Origin of the sequence: uncultured Ruegeria sp. (genome assembly GCF_947489545.1) — a bacterium.
Taxonomy (GTDB): Bacteria; Pseudomonadota; Alphaproteobacteria; order Rhodobacterales; family Rhodobacteraceae; genus Ruegeria.
This window is the reverse complement of sequence record NZ_CANLDZ010000012.1, coordinates 145600-160431: the sequence shown is the minus strand read 5'-3', so window position 1 is coordinate 160431 and position 14832 is coordinate 145600. Positions and strand designations below refer to the sequence as shown.

The 14832-nt window shown below is 56.6% G+C and carries 13 protein-coding genes; 3 read left to right on the top strand and 10 right to left on the bottom strand.

Features of this window, described 5'->3' with window-relative positions; all coding sequences use genetic code 11:
- Nucleotides 1-547 precede the first annotated feature (547 nt).
- From Q1B13_RS16830 to Q1B13_RS16820, 3 genes are all read right to left on the bottom strand, one after another.
- Nucleotides 548-1507, bottom strand: coding sequence for a tyrosinase family protein (locus Q1B13_RS16830; protein WP_299082404.1), 960 nt, complete (start codon nt 1505-1507; stop codon nt 548-550).
- The gene (locus tag Q1B13_RS16825) at nt 1507-1896 is read right to left on the bottom strand and encodes a hypothetical protein (RefSeq protein WP_299082402.1); all 390 of its coding nucleotides are present in this window, start codon (nt 1894-1896) and stop codon (nt 1507-1509) included. Before Q1B13_RS16825 ends, Q1B13_RS16830 begins: the two co-directional genes overlap by 1 nt.
- 142 nt (nt 1897-2038) lie before the next feature.
- Nucleotides 2039-5050 (bottom strand): di-heme-cytochrome C peroxidase, encoded by a 3012-nt coding sequence (locus tag Q1B13_RS16820; protein WP_299082400.1) that lies wholly within the window; start codon nt 5048-5050, stop codon nt 2039-2041.
- A 235-nt stretch (nt 5051-5285) separates the two neighbouring features.
- Between Q1B13_RS16820 and Q1B13_RS16815 the strand changes: the two genes are divergently transcribed.
- The 3 genes from Q1B13_RS16815 to Q1B13_RS16805 all read left to right on the top strand — a co-directional run bounded on the left by Q1B13_RS16815 (nt 5286) and on the right by Q1B13_RS16805 (nt 7869).
- Complete coding sequence (locus Q1B13_RS16815) at nt 5286-5834, top strand: gluconate 2-dehydrogenase subunit 3 family protein (RefSeq protein WP_299082399.1); 549 nt, start codon at nt 5286-5288, stop codon at nt 5832-5834.
- 42 nt (nt 5835-5876) lie between these two features.
- The gene (locus tag Q1B13_RS16810) at nt 5877-7454 is read left to right on the top strand and encodes a GMC family oxidoreductase (protein ID WP_299082397.1); all 1578 of its coding nucleotides are present in this window, start codon (nt 5877-5879) and stop codon (nt 7452-7454) included.
- Nucleotides 7455-7614: 160 nt separating this feature from the next.
- Nucleotides 7615-7869 (top strand): DUF1289 domain-containing protein, encoded by a 255-nt coding sequence (locus Q1B13_RS16805; RefSeq protein ID WP_299082395.1) that lies wholly within the window; start codon nt 7615-7617, stop codon nt 7867-7869.
- 1 nt (nt 7870) lies between these two features.
- Here the strand turns inward: Q1B13_RS16805 and Q1B13_RS16800 are convergent, their stop codons facing one another.
- From Q1B13_RS16800 to Q1B13_RS16770, 7 genes are all read right to left on the bottom strand, one after another.
- The gene (locus Q1B13_RS16800) at nt 7871-8341 is read right to left on the bottom strand and encodes a DNA starvation/stationary phase protection protein (RefSeq protein ID WP_299082393.1); all 471 of its coding nucleotides are present in this window, start codon (nt 8339-8341) and stop codon (nt 7871-7873) included.
- Between the two features lie 109 nt (nt 8342-8450).
- Nucleotides 8451-8822, bottom strand: coding sequence for a hypothetical protein (locus Q1B13_RS16795; RefSeq protein WP_299800040.1), 372 nt, complete (start codon nt 8820-8822; stop codon nt 8451-8453).
- A gap of 166 nt (nt 8823-8988) precedes the next feature.
- A complete protein-coding gene (locus Q1B13_RS16790) occupies nt 8989-10014 on the bottom strand; it encodes an Ldh family oxidoreductase (RefSeq protein WP_299082389.1) in 1026 nt (341 codons plus the stop codon).
- Nucleotides 10015-10025: 11 nt separating this feature from the next.
- A complete protein-coding gene (locus tag Q1B13_RS16785) occupies nt 10026-10655 on the bottom strand; it encodes a DUF3726 domain-containing protein (protein WP_299082387.1) in 630 nt (209 codons plus the stop codon).
- A complete protein-coding gene (locus Q1B13_RS16780) occupies nt 10652-12337 on the bottom strand; it encodes a hypothetical protein (RefSeq protein ID WP_299082385.1) in 1686 nt (561 codons plus the stop codon). Before Q1B13_RS16780 ends, Q1B13_RS16785 begins: the two co-directional genes overlap by 4 nt.
- Nucleotides 12334-13311, bottom strand: a complete 978-nt coding sequence (locus tag Q1B13_RS16775; RefSeq protein ID WP_299082384.1) for a membrane dipeptidase — start codon at nt 13309-13311, stop codon at nt 12334-12336. The genes Q1B13_RS16780 and Q1B13_RS16775 overlap by 4 nt, the downstream gene beginning before the upstream one ends.
- Nucleotides 13311-14813, bottom strand: coding sequence for an aldehyde dehydrogenase family protein (locus tag Q1B13_RS16770; RefSeq protein WP_299082382.1), 1503 nt, complete (start codon nt 14811-14813; stop codon nt 13311-13313). The genes Q1B13_RS16775 and Q1B13_RS16770 overlap by 1 nt, the downstream gene beginning before the upstream one ends.
- Nucleotides 14814-14832: the final 19 nt, after the last annotated feature.

Here is a 14832-nt window from a genome sequence, read left to right as displayed (position 1 = left end):
ATCAATCCAGTGGATCGATTGCCTGACGAACGCGCAAAGCGCTGGAACGTAGGTTCAAATCCTACTCCCCGAAACCATCACGGTCGAACACAGTGTCGAACAAGCCGCCCCCAGGAGGATTTGTGCGTTCTGAATATGGGCCACTAGGCTCGATTTCACTGCTGCCTTGGAATTTCCGATAGCTTTGTCAGTATTCAGTCGGACACATATGGGCTTAAAAAAGTATTTGGCGAGCCCAATCGACATCGGGTTCGCCACATGGTCTTGATTGGACATGAAAAACTGTCTCAGCCTTCAGAACTTCGCCGGCACAAACCTGTTGGCGCGCCATCCGACGCTCGAGATACGCTCACTCGAGTGGTTGCATTGGCCCGGAATGTTTTCCAGTTCCGTAGCCGCAATTGGGTCGCTCAATCAGATGGACAAGGCAGTTTTCTAGGTACCCGCCTGTTGAGAACAAAGCATCTTATAACGCCCGGCGGCCAGCTTGGACAGGATACTGTTCCAGGTATCGTAGTTTTGGTGTGTTCCGTAACACTCCGCCGGACTAAGCAATAAGCTGGTGGTCATAAGCGTACCAAACGGACGGATCCAAAACCTGTTCCGGGCTGAGGGCCTGTCCGATAATTGAAACCATCGTGCTATCGATCCTATGGCCTTGCGGGCCGCGATTGCGCCCTGGTTGATACTCGCGGCCATTGCGGTCCATCCACATCTCCCAGATACGGTCCACATTGCAGTGGTTGAGGAAAAACGCCGGATCATTGGGTGACGTGCCAGGTCCCATATCGCCGCCAATCCAGACATGAACACGGTTGTGCAGCTGTGGTCCCTGAACCCATCCCTCAAGCACGTTGCGATGACTGATGACGCTTTGGTTCCAGGGGGCCCTATCATAGGTCGGTTGGGTAAGCGCAGTCTCGACATGCGCCTCGGTTGGCAGGGTTCTGACCCGCTGATCAAGCCCAGCCGCGCGCTGAATGCGTCGTGGGTTGGTCGAGACAAGCCGCCCGGTTCTAGCATCCTGAACAAGCCGCACGCGCATAGCGGCGATAGGTCCGGACCGGACGGCGCCTCTGGCCTCGCCAATATAGTCAGGCGACCACAGGTCTGTGCGCCATTGATCTGCAACAGGCAGCTCTCCGTCCGCAGCCCAATCCCAGTACGGCAGACCAAAATCGGGGTCGCCAAGAACCTGCTGCAGGTTTTGTTCAAGGCGAATGAGATACATCCGATGCCAGGGCAGAAAGATCGGCCCGCTATGGGCGGCGTTGCCGACCGACAATTGGATCGACATGGCCAGAACATGCCAGAAAACAAAGAGATCGTAGATCGAAAGCTCTTGGTCTGTGCCAACAATATCAAGCGGTAGACTATTGTTCCTTAGGAAAGCGGCAATGTCCCGGGCAAAGATCCCCGAGTTGGGTTGGTCCAGCGCCAGCATGCCCTGGAGGAATTGATCGCGCACGGTTTCGCTGACAAGGATGTTTTCTCTGGTGCCGGCCATTAGCTGTGCCCCCCATGATCTGCGTGACCATCATGGTCGTCATGCCCAATTCCAAGTTCGTTGCGTTCCATTGGCGCCAGGCGCGAGGCATCGATAATGGACCGTGCAAGATCGATTGCAGACGGGAAAGAATAGTTTGGCAGGCCATGGCAATGCACGGTCCCGTCATCCAGAACCATGGTGTGTAAGGTCAGGGGCTCACCGTCGATTTCGATGCGATATGTTGTTCGGATTTTGATTTTCTGGCCGCGGTGAAGCGCGGTTCTTGTCGACGTAAAGGACTTCTGATGCCCATGATGGCCAGTATCCTGTGTGTACCCGGTGGGAAGGTGAAGAGTGCCCAGGTCTACCTCTGGCCGGTCTTCATGTTGCATATGCTTATCGGTCATCACGACACCTCCTTTACTGCTACTGCGCTGACCTGCTTGGACGCGGGTTCAACGGCTCAGATACCCGCGGCTTCCAAACGAAATTGAGACGCCGGAAACTAGCTTGGACTTCGTTTCCGACGGTTAGGGGTCGGCCCTCAGATCACCTATCAATCGGAAAACGATCTGGGTCTTTGAGATACTCAATGATTGCCATCTTTTCGTCATGGGTGAAGGGCGTGTCCCAGAACATATGACCGCCATTGCCATTTCCGGTCACCGACGTGTCAAAGCGGAAGGCGTTGTCCTGTTCTGTACTGACAAACCCAAGACGTTCGGTATCCAGTGTGCGGTCGCCCACAAAGAACACCGGTTCACGCTCACCCGGGGGTGAGATCACCTGATAGACCGTCCTAACCGAGCCGTTGTGCAGATACGGCCCGGTGGCCCAGACACCGACCAGTGGGCTGGCTTTCAACGCAGCCCCTTGGAAGGGTGGCGTATACCCACAAGGCTCAGGCGTTCCAATCTGCGCATTTCGCAATGCACAATCGGGGTGAGCATTCGGCCGCAGACGCATTTTCGTAGCTGCCTGGTTGCCAAGTGCTTTTTGGACAACTTCCCTCACGACGACTTGCAGAAGGCGAACGGAGGGCACGACGGGTTTCAACCCACCCGGTTCTGTCGGGTTTTGCAGCGAACCGCTTTTGGCCCAACGCTGGGTGAAAGCCCGCGTGTACTCACTATCGGTACCCGCTTTTTGAACCGGAATTGCGCCAACCCTAATAAACTGATCTCCGCGTAGGTTCTCGCTCGGGTCGCTCATACGATATGGGGGCGCGTTGTGGCATTCCTCGCAATTCGCCGCAAAGAGATCGCGACCCTGTTCAGCCAGACCAGTGTCGACCGGGCCTAGCAAATCTTCTGGCCACTTCGGAGCGGTCAGATCTTTGATCCATGTCTCATACAGTTCTAACGCAGCCTTATCCGCAGACGATTCAAACTGCTTTTCCGGCGTGAAATCGACGCTTCCAAACACACCCAAAGCTTGACCCAAATTGCGCGAGAACGGGTCCGCGACTGCAAGGTTCCACTGTACGAATTCCAACTGGTCAGCCATCCACAAGGGCGGATAGCTGGTGGGCGCGCGCGGTGTTGCCAGGTTTTCCATAACACCAAGGTCTTTAACTGCCACCGCGTTGACGATCTGGGTGAGCGCATCCACCCGGCCGGGACCTGAAGGGAGCAGCGGACTGCGCTGCGCCATCTGCCCCGAGAAGTCCGAGGCAAAACCTAGAAACTGCGGAACGAATTCTTCCGGATCACCCAGTGCAGCGGGATCTGTCAGGGCAAGGTTTTGCATAAACGTTTTCAACCGCTCGGACGGTTTGGGATCTGTTGGATCAGTGACATCCAACTGCCCGGTCTCTCGCACGGCTTTCGCCAGTTCCGCCGCGAAATGGTCGAAATCAAAACTGGCGGGCGCACCATCAATCCGAAAAGCTTCACCCTCGATGATCACATCTGCGGAATGACATGACGCACAATTCAGGCTGACATGCGGGCCGCTCTCGGATTCGGTCGCGGCAAACCCGACAGGCAGCCCATGGGGGTTGCGCGCATCAACAGGCGAAGGCAACAGACCATAGCGGGCCAGATTGGCAGGCGTTGCAAACCGCCCTGTCCCATCGCTGGTCTCTAGTGCCAGAAACCAGCTGAGAGGCATGATTTTACCCCCCTGACTGGTGTGGTAGTACTGCCTGCGGATGCCATCTGACCAGCCCTGATCTAAAAACTGTGTATGATCTTCTGCCAGACAGGGTTGATCCAGGTTGGTCCAGTCCCCTTCGTTCAGGCATGCCACAACCTCGGCGGTTTCGCGTGCGGTTCGGCGTACCACAGTGGCATGAGCCCGACCGTCCGTCGCCGCAAATCCGGGGAACCACCCAAAGGCACGAATGTTCCAACGATCAAATCGGTCGCCCATCCCGTCCGGACTGCGCGGCAGGTCATCCTGCGCCATCTGTTCTTCGGCGGCAATTCGCGCGGCAACGACGGTAGGGTCAGCTGCAGCGTCCAACTCACGACGGGTTTCCGTGTGGCAGCTAACACAATCTGTATTGAAGAAATGTGACGCGGCAGGATCGGCGATGACAGCCGAAATCTCAGCGGCGTTTTGCGGCGTGTTGTCGCCGGACCCAAACAGCGTGCTGGTGGATACTCCGTCGTCAGCATCTGGCTGGGGAAGCCCAAAAACCGGCAGCACGAAATTTGCCAGGCAATCCACCGGCAGGAGATTCCGCGTCAGTCCGGGCGGAACGACCCCGCCGTTTTCCGGGTCATCCAGAAAGCTGAGCATCTGTTGGAAGTTTTTAGATGCGGTCACATCATCCGGTTGGGCAACGGCCGGGCTTGGCACCGGCGTGAAACCATTTCCTGCGCGTTGTAGCGCCAGAAAAACCCAAGGCTCGGGCGCGCCGGGTGGCAATCCAGCTACTGAGACCGCCGATAGTCGATTAGCGCCCAGATGCGTTTCCACGAAACTGCTGAGGCGCACCGTCAGCACTTCTGCCGCTGCCGGAGTGTCGAATGCGGGATGCACACCCAAGGGCGTCTCGGCAGTGACCACACCCATCCCGGCCAATTCATCACGGATGGCGGCAAGGTCATCTATGGCGGCCTGAAAATCATCGATATCCGTCTGATCCGGTAAAATCCGGAAAGGGCAAACCGGAGGAGCGTTGGACGCATCCGCCCCAAACGTGTAGACCAGATGCACCGCTTCATCCCTGATGGGCGCGCCGCCCGAGTTGAAATCGACCGGTTGCACCACCAACCGGATCTGCAGATTGCGCCCAAACGGGCGGAACGCCGCGTGCAAACCTGGCGCGCCCGGGTCGATCCGTATCGAGGCCACATGCAGCTGATCCCGGCGATCTGTAAAAATACTGGGATCGATGGTTTCCACCGCAGTGGGCATCGCGTTGACATTCGAAATGACGGCACCCGCGATTGCTGCGAGATTGGTTGGAAAAGCAGCCTCGGGCAGAATAACTCGGGGATCATCTGCTCTTATCGGCGCTTCGAGAAGAATAGACACATCGTTTTGGGAGAAATCGTCGGCGGCGGCGATTCCTGAAAAAAACACAAAAATAGTAAGGAAAATGCGGCCCATTTTCGTCCCCCTAAAAAATCAATATCGTAAAAAAATATCCTTTGACTGTAGCACAAATAGACGTCAATCGGTCAGAAAATCTGCTTGGCGGCCCAGGACGACTAACCAAACCGGTATTGCCAGCTGACGGGCTCACAGCGCCAGCTGCTCCCGGCTGTGTTTAGACCATTATTTGACAAAGGCTTTGTTGCTGCGAAAATGGCAGCATACACAGGAGAATGAGACAGGTCGAAGGATGAAGCGTCGACGCTTTGTGACCCGCATGATCCCAACCACACTCTGGGCCAGTGCTGTTTCGCACCGCCCGTCTTTTAGTGGTGAGGCAACCAACATCGAACAAGCCAACTATCAGTATCTGAAGATAAGCGAAGCCGAGACCCTTGCCGCTTGGTGTAAGACCATTGTTTCAGGAGCAGACGTGGCTGGAGTGGTGCGGTTTGTTGATCAGAACCTTGCAGGGCATCAAGCAGAGTCTCTTCTGCTGTTAAGATACCTAGATGCGAGCGACATGGCAGGGTTTTACCGTAAGGGCATTGCTGGAATTGATGCAGAGAGTCATCACCGCTTTGACCTGCCGTTTGTGAAACTGTCTCTTGAACAGCAGAAAGATATGATTGCCGCGGGTGTGGCCTCGGAAATGGAGATCTGGACAGATCCCGATCCGAATTTCTTTTACTTCATCTCACGAAGTGACGCGGTTGACGTTGTTTATGGAACAAAAGCTGGATTTGCAGAGATCGGAATACCTTATCTGGCTCACATCCCGCCTCCGCAGCCCTGGTAATGTGACGCTTGCGAAAGGCACGATCCAAATGACAGGGAGCCGATGAAAAAAATCTCACATGAATTGGTTGATGTTGTCATTGCGGGGTCTGGTATCGCTGGCAGCACAATGGCGGCCGAACTGGGTGAGGCAGGGTTCAATGTACTGGTTCTGGAGGCCGGGCCCGAGCGTAAGCTTTCGGATATGATCAGTTCGCAAATCTGGTCGCGGCGCCTTCGGTGGTCGGGGCCGGAAGTCCGCGAAACGGGCGATTTGGTCGGCGCAGCAAATTTCGCAATGGGATGGGGGACGGGCGGCGCTGGTTTGCATTGGTACGCGAACTGGTACCGTTTGCACCCGGATGATTTTCACGTCCAATCTTTGTATGGGCGCAGTCTGGACTGGCCCATCAGCTACGAGGATCTGCGACCGTGGTATGACCATGCGCAGACCTATTTCGGCGTGTCAGGGGACGCCGATCCCCATGCACCGGCAGGTGCTCCTTACCCGATGCCCGCTATTCCCATCTCAAGGCAATCGTCAGCCATCAAGAAAGGATTTGAGACGGAAGGATTGAAGCTGACGTCCAACACACTTGCGATCAACAGCACCCCCTTCGATGGGCGGGCTGGTTGCCTTCTAGACGGCTGGTGTGATTCGGGATGCCCGATTGGCGCATTGGCAAACCCGCTTGTGCTGCAGTGGCCGCGCGCCAAGAAAGCGGGTGTTGAGTTGCGCCACAACGCCTACGTAGTACGCATTGAAACCGACCCGTCCGGATCTTTGGCGACCGGAGTTACCTATCTTGACGGGTTCGGTCAGGAAAATTTTCAACCCTCCAAAGTCGTGATTTCTTCCTGTCATACAATTTGGAATGCCCGGCTCATGCTGCTGTCATCCAATGATAAGCACGCAGATGGGCTGGGCAATGGCAGCGGAACGTTGGGACAGTATTTTACCTCCCATGCTCTGACAACGATCCACGGGTTGTTCCCTCAGGAAACCGAGCCGCATTTGGGCGTTTCGGGGGCCAACACACTATGTCTGGAGGGGTATGAAAACAAGCAGCCAGAAGATGGAGCGTTCGGCAGTCGGGCGTGGCTCGTCGGTCAAGCTGCAAAACCAAACGATCTGCTTGGAACGGCACTGGCAAAACCCGAATTGTTTGGCGACGCTTTGGAGACCTACATGCAGAAAGCCAGTGCGCATTACGGTAATATGACAGTTCTGTGCGAAGAAGAAAGCATCCCGGAAAACCACATTGCTCTCGACCCATCGAGGCGTGATCGTTTCGGGTTGCCGCAAGCGCTTGTCACCAACTCGCTTCCTCAGGCAAATGCTGCCAGAACGACATTGGCAAAAGCTGAAGGACTGCGGATTTTCAAGGCCGCCGGAACAAGTGAGGCCTGGGCAGGCGCCCGGAGCCCGATGCATATGTTGGGTGGAACGATCATGGGAGACGACCCATCCGCTTCGGTCACCAATTCCTTTGGGCAGGTTCACGAAGTCGACAATCTGTTTGTGGCAGGCGCTAGCCTATTCCCTACGCCCGGTGCGATTAATCCAACAGCGACATTGGCGGCGCTGGTCTTTCGAACGGCGGACTACATTCGCACCAACAAATCATCGCTATTGCGCTGACCAGGTCAATGGCGCAGAGACTGGCCGCATGGGAGGTAATAGTTCGGGTCTTTCTCCACATGGATTGGCTATCTCGACAAAGCTACCTATTTTGGTCATTAGACAGACCAAGTCAGCAGCCGAGCCGCTACTCTGGCGGTTTTTTCAGCGAGTTTCATCCATGAGTAAGAAAGTCCCGTCGCCCTGTATCGACGTTTGCAAATTCCGTCGCGAGGGCCATTGCATCGGATGCTCTATGTCGAAAAGCCAAAAAAAGCTGTTCAAGTCGATCAAGCGTTCTGATCAGCAGGAAGCTTTTGTTCAGATGTTGATCTGTCAGCAGGAAAGAATGGGCCGGTACACCCATTGGGGACCGGCCTATCTGAAAAAACTGAAGAAGAAGAAAGCCAAGGTCAAATTTACCCTGGCCGCCTAATTTAGCGCAGGTGAGAGCGCAGGAACCATGCGAACTTCTCGTGGGTCTGACCGCGGCTGATACACAAATCCTCGGTTAATGTGTCGCCGTGCCCGGCCGCAAGCTCGCCACAGCCAGCCAGTGTCGATGCCAGCGTTTCCTGCGCGTCCAGCATGGCCTTGATCATCTCTTTGTCTGATGCAGTGCCGTCGTGCTCGGTGACTTTCGACCGTTTCAGCATTCCGGCCAACGTACCTTCGGCGTGCGCATCCAGTGCTTTGATACGTTCGGCCAAATCATCTTGCGCGGTGAAATGGTCTTCGTAGATATTCTGGAACAGCTCATGCAGGGGCCCAAAGGCCATGCCTGTTACGTTCCAGTGAAAATTCTGCGCCAACATGGTGGTCACTGCGGTTTCTGCCACTGATTGGTTCAATGCGTCGGCGATTGCGGCACGGGAATCTGTGGTCAGGTCAATAGCTGTCTGAGTCATAAAAATCACCTTGGTTCTGCTGGTTGTCATGCTGCTTCGGCAAAAAAACAGCGTCCTGACCCATATTTAGAGGATCACAGAGATATTCCAAGAACTTTTTAGAATAATTCTAAAACTTATGAAACTGCTCGGAAATCGAACGTATCAGGAAGGCTAGATTTCTCTGCGTCCAGCGTGGAACCCGGGACTGGATCAAGAATCGGAAACTGTCCTTGTCCTCTTGTTCGATCGCCTCGAACAAGCGCCCTAGCCAGGCCTCATCAAAGGACAGATCAGCAGTGCCCGGGCGATAAAATACCGGCCGTTTGCAAACCGCCTGACGGAACCCTCGCATCAGTGTTTCTGCATGACGCATCTGTGCATCCGCGGGATCTGCCAGCAGCAAGGCGCAGGCATGATCCAGATCGACCCGCGACGCAGATCGGCATTCCAGCGCAACCAGCCGAAGGTGATTTATGATCCGCAAAGATCGGCCCGTCATCCGAGGTGATGAGGGGGCACACGGTGCATCCGCTTGTCTGAAACTGAGTGCCTGAATCATGGTCTGGGATTGCTCGAGACTTCAATGGCGCCATAGCCGCCGTTTTCAATACCTGACAATAGTGCTTGGGTTTAACGGATACAAGCCGCTCTCTCAGATTCTTGCGTCAAGACCCCGAACCAGGTTTCAGAACCGCTTCGATTTTGGCAAGGGTTGCGGTGTTGACCGAAACGCCGTCTTTGCGGGCAGACAACCGGTTCGCCCGGCGTCCGTCACCTGGCAAATGCGCACCGTCCTGGAACCGAATCGCGTCAACTAGATCCGAGATCGCTGTTGAGAACAGGCCGTTTGACGTTGTGGCGGGATCAATTGCGATGAAGAATTGTCCTGTCTTGGGGGGGCCTCCGGCCGTTCCCGAAAACGGCGAGGCGTGCATCCCAAGTGTTGCTCCGGTCAATGCCGCTGCCATCACCTCGGTCAACAGGGCGACGCCAACACCTTTGTAACCACCCGAAGGCGCCATGCTGCCTTTCAAGCCAACGCTAGGGTCGGTTGTGGGGTTGCCATCCGGGTCAAGTGCCCAACCGATTGGGATCGCCTTGCCTTCACGGGCATGTTTCATCACTTCGCTTTTGGCGATGGTGCTGGCGCTTTGGTCGATCAGCAGGGCGGGCTGTCCATCGGTGCCCGGGGCTGCGATGGAAAACGGATTGGTACCAACAACTGGGCGCGATCCGCCGGACGGGGCAATTGATGCTGGCGCGTTGGTAAATCCAAGCCCAACCAAACCGGCCTGAGCCAGACGATAGGTGTGGTAGCCCAACACCCCGCAATTGTAGCTGTTGTTGATCGTCAAAGCCGCGATACCTTGTGTCCGCGCTGCCGGGATCAGAGTTTCGAACCCTAGATCGATCGCCGCATGGGCAAATCCGGTGGCCGCATCGATCCTGACAACGCCGGGGCGTGGTGTTTCAAGCGACGGTTTGGCTTGGCCGTCAACTTTGCCACATTGAACGTGCTCGCAATAGATCGGGATGTAGGCCAAGCCGTGGCTGGCGATGCCGTCAGCCTCGGTTGCGGCCGTTGCAACAGCCAGCGGGCGCGCGTTCTCTTCACTGGTTCCTGCAGCGACAAGGGCATTGAAGGACAGCTCTTCGATGTCAGCCAGTGAGAGCGTTTTGTATTCAGTCATGAGAGTATCCTTCAGTCATTATCCGACAGACCGGCCCCTGCGCCCAAAAGCCGGGATTGCTCGGTTGCAGGGGCGTAGGTCTGGAAGGCAAAGTTGGTGAGAACATCCCAACTGGCCGGATCAGGGGTAGCGCGCGTCCGTCTTGGCCTTGTCGTTTCCAACGTGCCACCAGTGCTTACAGTCACGCTGTCGGCCCGGTGCGCGTTAGCATCAGGACAGGAAAGCCGCGTGCCATCTGTCGCAGCATTGATGCCGTCCAGTGTGATCGTGGCGACCGCGTTCTGGCGCCTCACTGCACTGGCAACAAAGGGAAGCAGCAAAAGCGGCACAGCAACACGCCGTAGATGCAGCGGGCCAGCCTGCCACTTTTTGGCGTAGTCAGACAGGGCCGCGCCGCAGGTCAGGGGGCACAGGTCCTTTTCACCCACCCAATCTGCGGTCAGGTCTTGTGGCATGTGCTGGTCCAATGCTCCGGCGAAGCCCATGTCCAAAAGCTTGGCCAGTTCGGCTGGCCCATCCAGCCCTTGGGCGCACAGCCACCGCGTCGCTTTTCCAGCTTCTTCTGCGATACCCCAAGCATATCCAGCACCTCGGGCCGCGCGCTTTGCCGTGGCTTCTACCTCGTTCAGTGAAAAGCTCATTTCTGAACCTCGGGATACACCCACAGATCGGCGTTTTCGCGGATCAGATCCTCTGGGTAGGGCGCGCCGGAATACATACAAATCCGCACCCAGCGGTCCGAGCGTGGATCAAAATGCGTTGCACCAAAGAAGGACAGCTTTGCCCTCAGCATATCTATGGGCAGAACGTCAGCGCTGATCGTGTTGTCGCGAATCTCACCATAAGGTGCCACAGTGGCCATCTGTGCACGGCGCACCGCGTGACGATGTTCGGGGTGCCGCAGCAGGAATTCTGCAATCAGGGCTTTGCCGTCCCATCCTGCAAGCGCCTTTTGAGCGCGTACTGCGTCCCGCGCTGGGGCCAAGGGTTGTTCATACTCGGCAATAGGTTCTTTGAACCGTTCGCCCAGCCGGGGTTCCAGTTTTTCTTCGGACACGTACCAGGCCCGAGCGCAGTTTTCGGGTGCGGTCCAGTCCAGATCCATTGCCCATCCGAAACTCTGGTCAAAAAGCGAACGAACCTCGGTGACGGGCATCGCGCCGTTGATCACATGCGCGCCAGAGTTGCTGTCGGCCATACAAGACGAAAGCCCATCCACCAGATCCCCGTAAGGCTCCAGGATCAGCGAGGCGACCAGTTCCTGTCCTTCTTGGCTCAACGCTGTTTCGGACCAGCGAACCAAACGGTCCCAAGGGTAGTCGTGCTGCAATTTTTCCTGGCTCAGATAAGTCGAAATGGAGGACAGATCTGCGTTCAATGCAGCAAGCTTTTTGATCTGAACTGGATGTTCCGAGCACCACCACGACATCGACAATTTGCTGCGTTCAAAGATCTCCCGGAACGCTCTGTCTTCCTCTGCCGAAGCGGTTTCGAGTGAACGAACACGCGAGATGGCCTCTTCTCGCACCATGATCCAGTTGTTGAACAGGATCGGATGGTTGACGATGAAAGGCGCCATGCCCAGGCCGGTTGAATTGCCAATCCCCAGCCAGCGGGCAATGCCCGGATCCAGCTTGGCTGTGGCATCGCCGCCTTTGACCTGCGCCATATGCTGTACCAGATCACGCACAAATGTGCGGGTCAGGTAGACCGATAGCATTTCGGTCTGGAAGGGTGCGTTGGTTTCTGGACGGTTTCCCGTCTTTTCGCGATCTGCGGCACCAAACTTGCCGGATCCGTATACCGCAGTTGTCCGCATCAGGTAGCCGACCTTGTAGATCTGTTCCAGATCGGGTTGCTGCCCTGTTGCGAGTCGGTCCACAACATGCGCCCACAATCGAACGGACCGGTTTGCGCGGGATAGGGACAGCTCGCTTTCGCTAACGCGTCCGGCCTCTTGCAACGGTACGTTTTGCGACAGCCTGTCGATATCTTCATTTGTCGGGAGCCCGTCAAACAGGGTGAACGTGGCATCCCAGGCTTCGGCGATCACCCGATCCGAGCGTTGTTCGGGTGGCAGGTCATGGGCAAACGCCACCAAGGAATAGGTGCGTTCCGGTCCGTGCGCGGAGTAGACAGCGTGGCCAACGCCCGCATCATCGATGTTGAAAACTGGTCGCGAAAACGTCCACCCCTCATTCGCCATGCGTCGTGTCAGTTGCCGCATGAAGCTAAGCCTGCACTGATGCAGCGATCCCAGCCGCGACAGGCGCATCACGGTGGCCGGATCCCGGCGAGCGATATGAGAGCGCGAATCTGTCATACGTTCATAGGTCCAAAGTTTTCTGCAAAGAACCGGTACCAGTTGCCGCCCATGATACCGGCAACTTCATCCTCATTCATGCCGACCTTGCGCAGGCCGGATTCGATGTTGCCGAAATCGCGGTTGTCCTTGAACCAGTTCGGCATGGGCGGGAAGCCAGGCGCGCTGGCCGAGCCTTCGCCGTAGTCGATTTCCTTGGTCCAACGCCCGACCCGCATCCATTCGACCACGCTGTCGGGTTGGTCCTGACACAGATCGGTGCCAATCCCCAGATGCTTAGCGCCAAATTTATCTGCCGTGCGGGCGATCATTTCACAGAAGCTCTCCAACGTGCAGGCGGATTTGTCCTTCAGGTGATGAGGGTAGACCGAAAAGCCCAGCATCCCACCTTTTTCCGTCACCGCACGGATGACCTCGTCGCGCTTGTTGCGCAGGGCGGGGGACCATTCGTATGGATTGGCGTGGGTGATGGCGATGGGGCGTTCGGACAGTTCGGCGGCTTCGATGGTCGAGCGGTCCGCCGAATGGCTCATGTCGACGACAAGACCAACACGGTTCATCTCTTTGATGACCTGCTTGCCCATGCGGGTGATGCCGGTGTCTTCGGCCTCGTAACACCCGGTCGCCAGCAGGGATTGGTTGTTATAGGTCAGCTGCATGAACCGCGCACCCAGCGTATGCAGGATTTCAACCAGGCCAATGTCGTCTTCAATTGGCGAGGGATTCTGAAATCCGAAGAATACGGCCGTTCGTCCGGTTTCGCAGGCTACATCAATATCACTGGCCCACTGACCCTTCATGATCAGGTCCGGATACTGCTCGAACCAGCGATTCCATTTTTCAAAGTTCAGAACCGTTTCACGAAAGTTCTCGTGATACGAGATGGTGACGTGGATGGCATCCACGCCGCCTTCGCGCAGTTGGCGGAAAACCTTCTCCGACCAGTTCACATATTGCAGCCCGTCGATCCGCATCAGACTGGGGTTCCGGCACTGATATAAGCGGTTTTGACTGTGGTGTAGAACTCAGCGGCTGCTTTACCCTGTTCGCGCGGACCGTACGAGCTGTCGCCGCGTCCGCCGAAGGGTACATGATAATCGGTGCCTGCGGTGGGCAGATTGACGGTCACCACGCCGGTCCGCGCATTGCGGCGGAAGTGGGTGGCACGGGCCAGGTTTTGGGTCACGATGCCCGAGGTCAGCCCGAAATTGGTGGCGTTGACGACGCTCAGCGCCTCGTCATAGCTGCCGACGTTGATGACGCTGGTCAGGGGTGCAAACATCTCTTCGCGGTTGATGCGCATGTCGTTGGTGGTGTTCAGGAACACGCCGGGCGACATGTAGAAGCCGTCATGGGGCATATCCAGGCGCTGACCGCCGCACGCCAGTTCTGCACCCTCGGATTTGCCCAGATCAACATAGGCGAGGTTTTCGCTCAGCTGCTGTTGGCTGACAACGGGACCCAACTGCGTGCCCTCTTCCAACGCGTGGCCGACTTTCATGGCCTGAGCACCGGCAACCAGTTTTTCTACAAAGGCGTCATGGATGCCCGCGTGCACGACCAGCCGTGAAGACGCCGTGCATTTCTGACCGGTGCCGCCGAAGGCACCGCCAAGCGCCAGCGTCACAGCCAGATCAAGATCGGCGTCGTCCATCACGGCCAGCGCGTTTTTCGACCCCATTTCCATCTGAACCTTGGTCAGGTTTTGGATGGCCGCGGACGCAATGCCTTTGCCAACCGGAACCGAACCGGTGAACGAGATCGCGTTGACCTTGGGGCTTTCGACCAGACGCTGGCCGATAGACCGGCCCGAACCCATGACGAGGCTGAACAGACCTTTAGGGATGTCCTGACGTTCGATGATCTCGGTCAGAGCCACAGCCGAGGCCGGGGTGATGTTGGCGGGTTTCCAGACCACCGCGTTGCCATAGCAAAGTGCCGGCGCGATTTTCCACGACGCGGTCGCGGTCGGGAAGTTCCACGGGCTGATGATCGCCACCACACCCACGGCTTCGCGGCGCACATCGATCTCAACTCCGGGGCGCACGCTGTCGGCATTCTCACCGATCTGACGCAGGCACTCGGCGGCGTAATAGGTGAAGAACTGACCGGCGCGATAAACTTCGCCTTTGCCCTCGGCCTTGGGTTTGCCTTCTTCGCGGGCCAGAAGGGTGCCCAGCTCTTCGGCGCGCGACATCAACTCATTACCGATATTCATCAAAACGGCCTGCTTGCGTTCGGGGCCATACGCCTCCCACTCGGCCTGTGCGGTGCGTGCTTGATCCAGTGTCGCGTCGAGTTGATCTGCGCGGGCTTGCGCGAACATGCCGACCAGATCGCTCAGATCCGAAGGGTTCCGGTTTTCAATTTCGCTTTCGCCAGCCAGCCATTCGCCGGCAATAAGGTTCAGTTTTGTCACGTCAGACCCCAAATTCGCAATTTCAATTTGGGATAGGATGGATTTTGTAGGTCTCATCAGTCAAACTCAAATAACT

What these genes read in the sequence shown, in the direction of transcription:
- Q1B13_RS16830 (WP_299082404.1), bottom strand. Translation starts at nt 1,507, where the DNA reads ATGGCCGGCACCAGAGAAAACATCCTTGTCAGCGAAACCGTGCGCGAT.
- Q1B13_RS16825 (WP_299082402.1), bottom strand. Translation starts at nt 1,896, where the DNA reads ATGACCGATAAGCATATGCAACATGAAGACCGGCCAGAGGTAGACCTG.
- Q1B13_RS16820 (WP_299082400.1), bottom strand. Translation starts at nt 5,050, where the DNA reads ATGGGCCGCATTTTCCTTACTATTTTTGTGTTTTTTTCAGGAATCGCC.
- Q1B13_RS16815 (WP_299082399.1), top strand. Translation starts at nt 5,286, where the DNA reads ATGAAGCGTCGACGCTTTGTGACCCGCATGATCCCAACCACACTCTGG.
- Q1B13_RS16810 (WP_299082397.1), top strand. Translation starts at nt 5,877, where the DNA reads ATGAAAAAAATCTCACATGAATTGGTTGATGTTGTCATTGCGGGGTCT.
- Q1B13_RS16805 (WP_299082395.1), top strand. Translation starts at nt 7,615, where the DNA reads ATGAGTAAGAAAGTCCCGTCGCCCTGTATCGACGTTTGCAAATTCCGT.
- Q1B13_RS16800 (WP_299082393.1), bottom strand. Translation starts at nt 8,341, where the DNA reads ATGACTCAGACAGCTATTGACCTGACCACAGATTCCCGTGCCGCAATC.
- Q1B13_RS16795 (WP_299800040.1), bottom strand. Translation starts at nt 8,822, where the DNA reads ATGACGGGCCGATCTTTGCGGATCATAAATCACCTTCGGCTGGTTGCG.
- Q1B13_RS16790 (WP_299082389.1), bottom strand. Translation starts at nt 10,014, where the DNA reads ATGACTGAATACAAAACGCTCTCACTGGCTGACATCGAAGAGCTGTCC.
- Q1B13_RS16785 (WP_299082387.1), bottom strand. Translation starts at nt 10,655, where the DNA reads ATGAGCTTTTCACTGAACGAGGTAGAAGCCACGGCAAAGCGCGCGGCC.
- Q1B13_RS16780 (WP_299082385.1), bottom strand. Translation starts at nt 12,337, where the DNA reads ATGACAGATTCGCGCTCTCATATCGCTCGCCGGGATCCGGCCACCGTG.
- Q1B13_RS16775 (WP_299082384.1), bottom strand. Translation starts at nt 13,311, where the DNA reads ATGCGGATCGACGGGCTGCAATATGTGAACTGGTCGGAGAAGGTTTTC.
- Q1B13_RS16770 (WP_299082382.1), bottom strand. Translation starts at nt 14,813, where the DNA reads ATGAGACCTACAAAATCCATCCTATCCCAAATTGAAATTGCGAATTTG.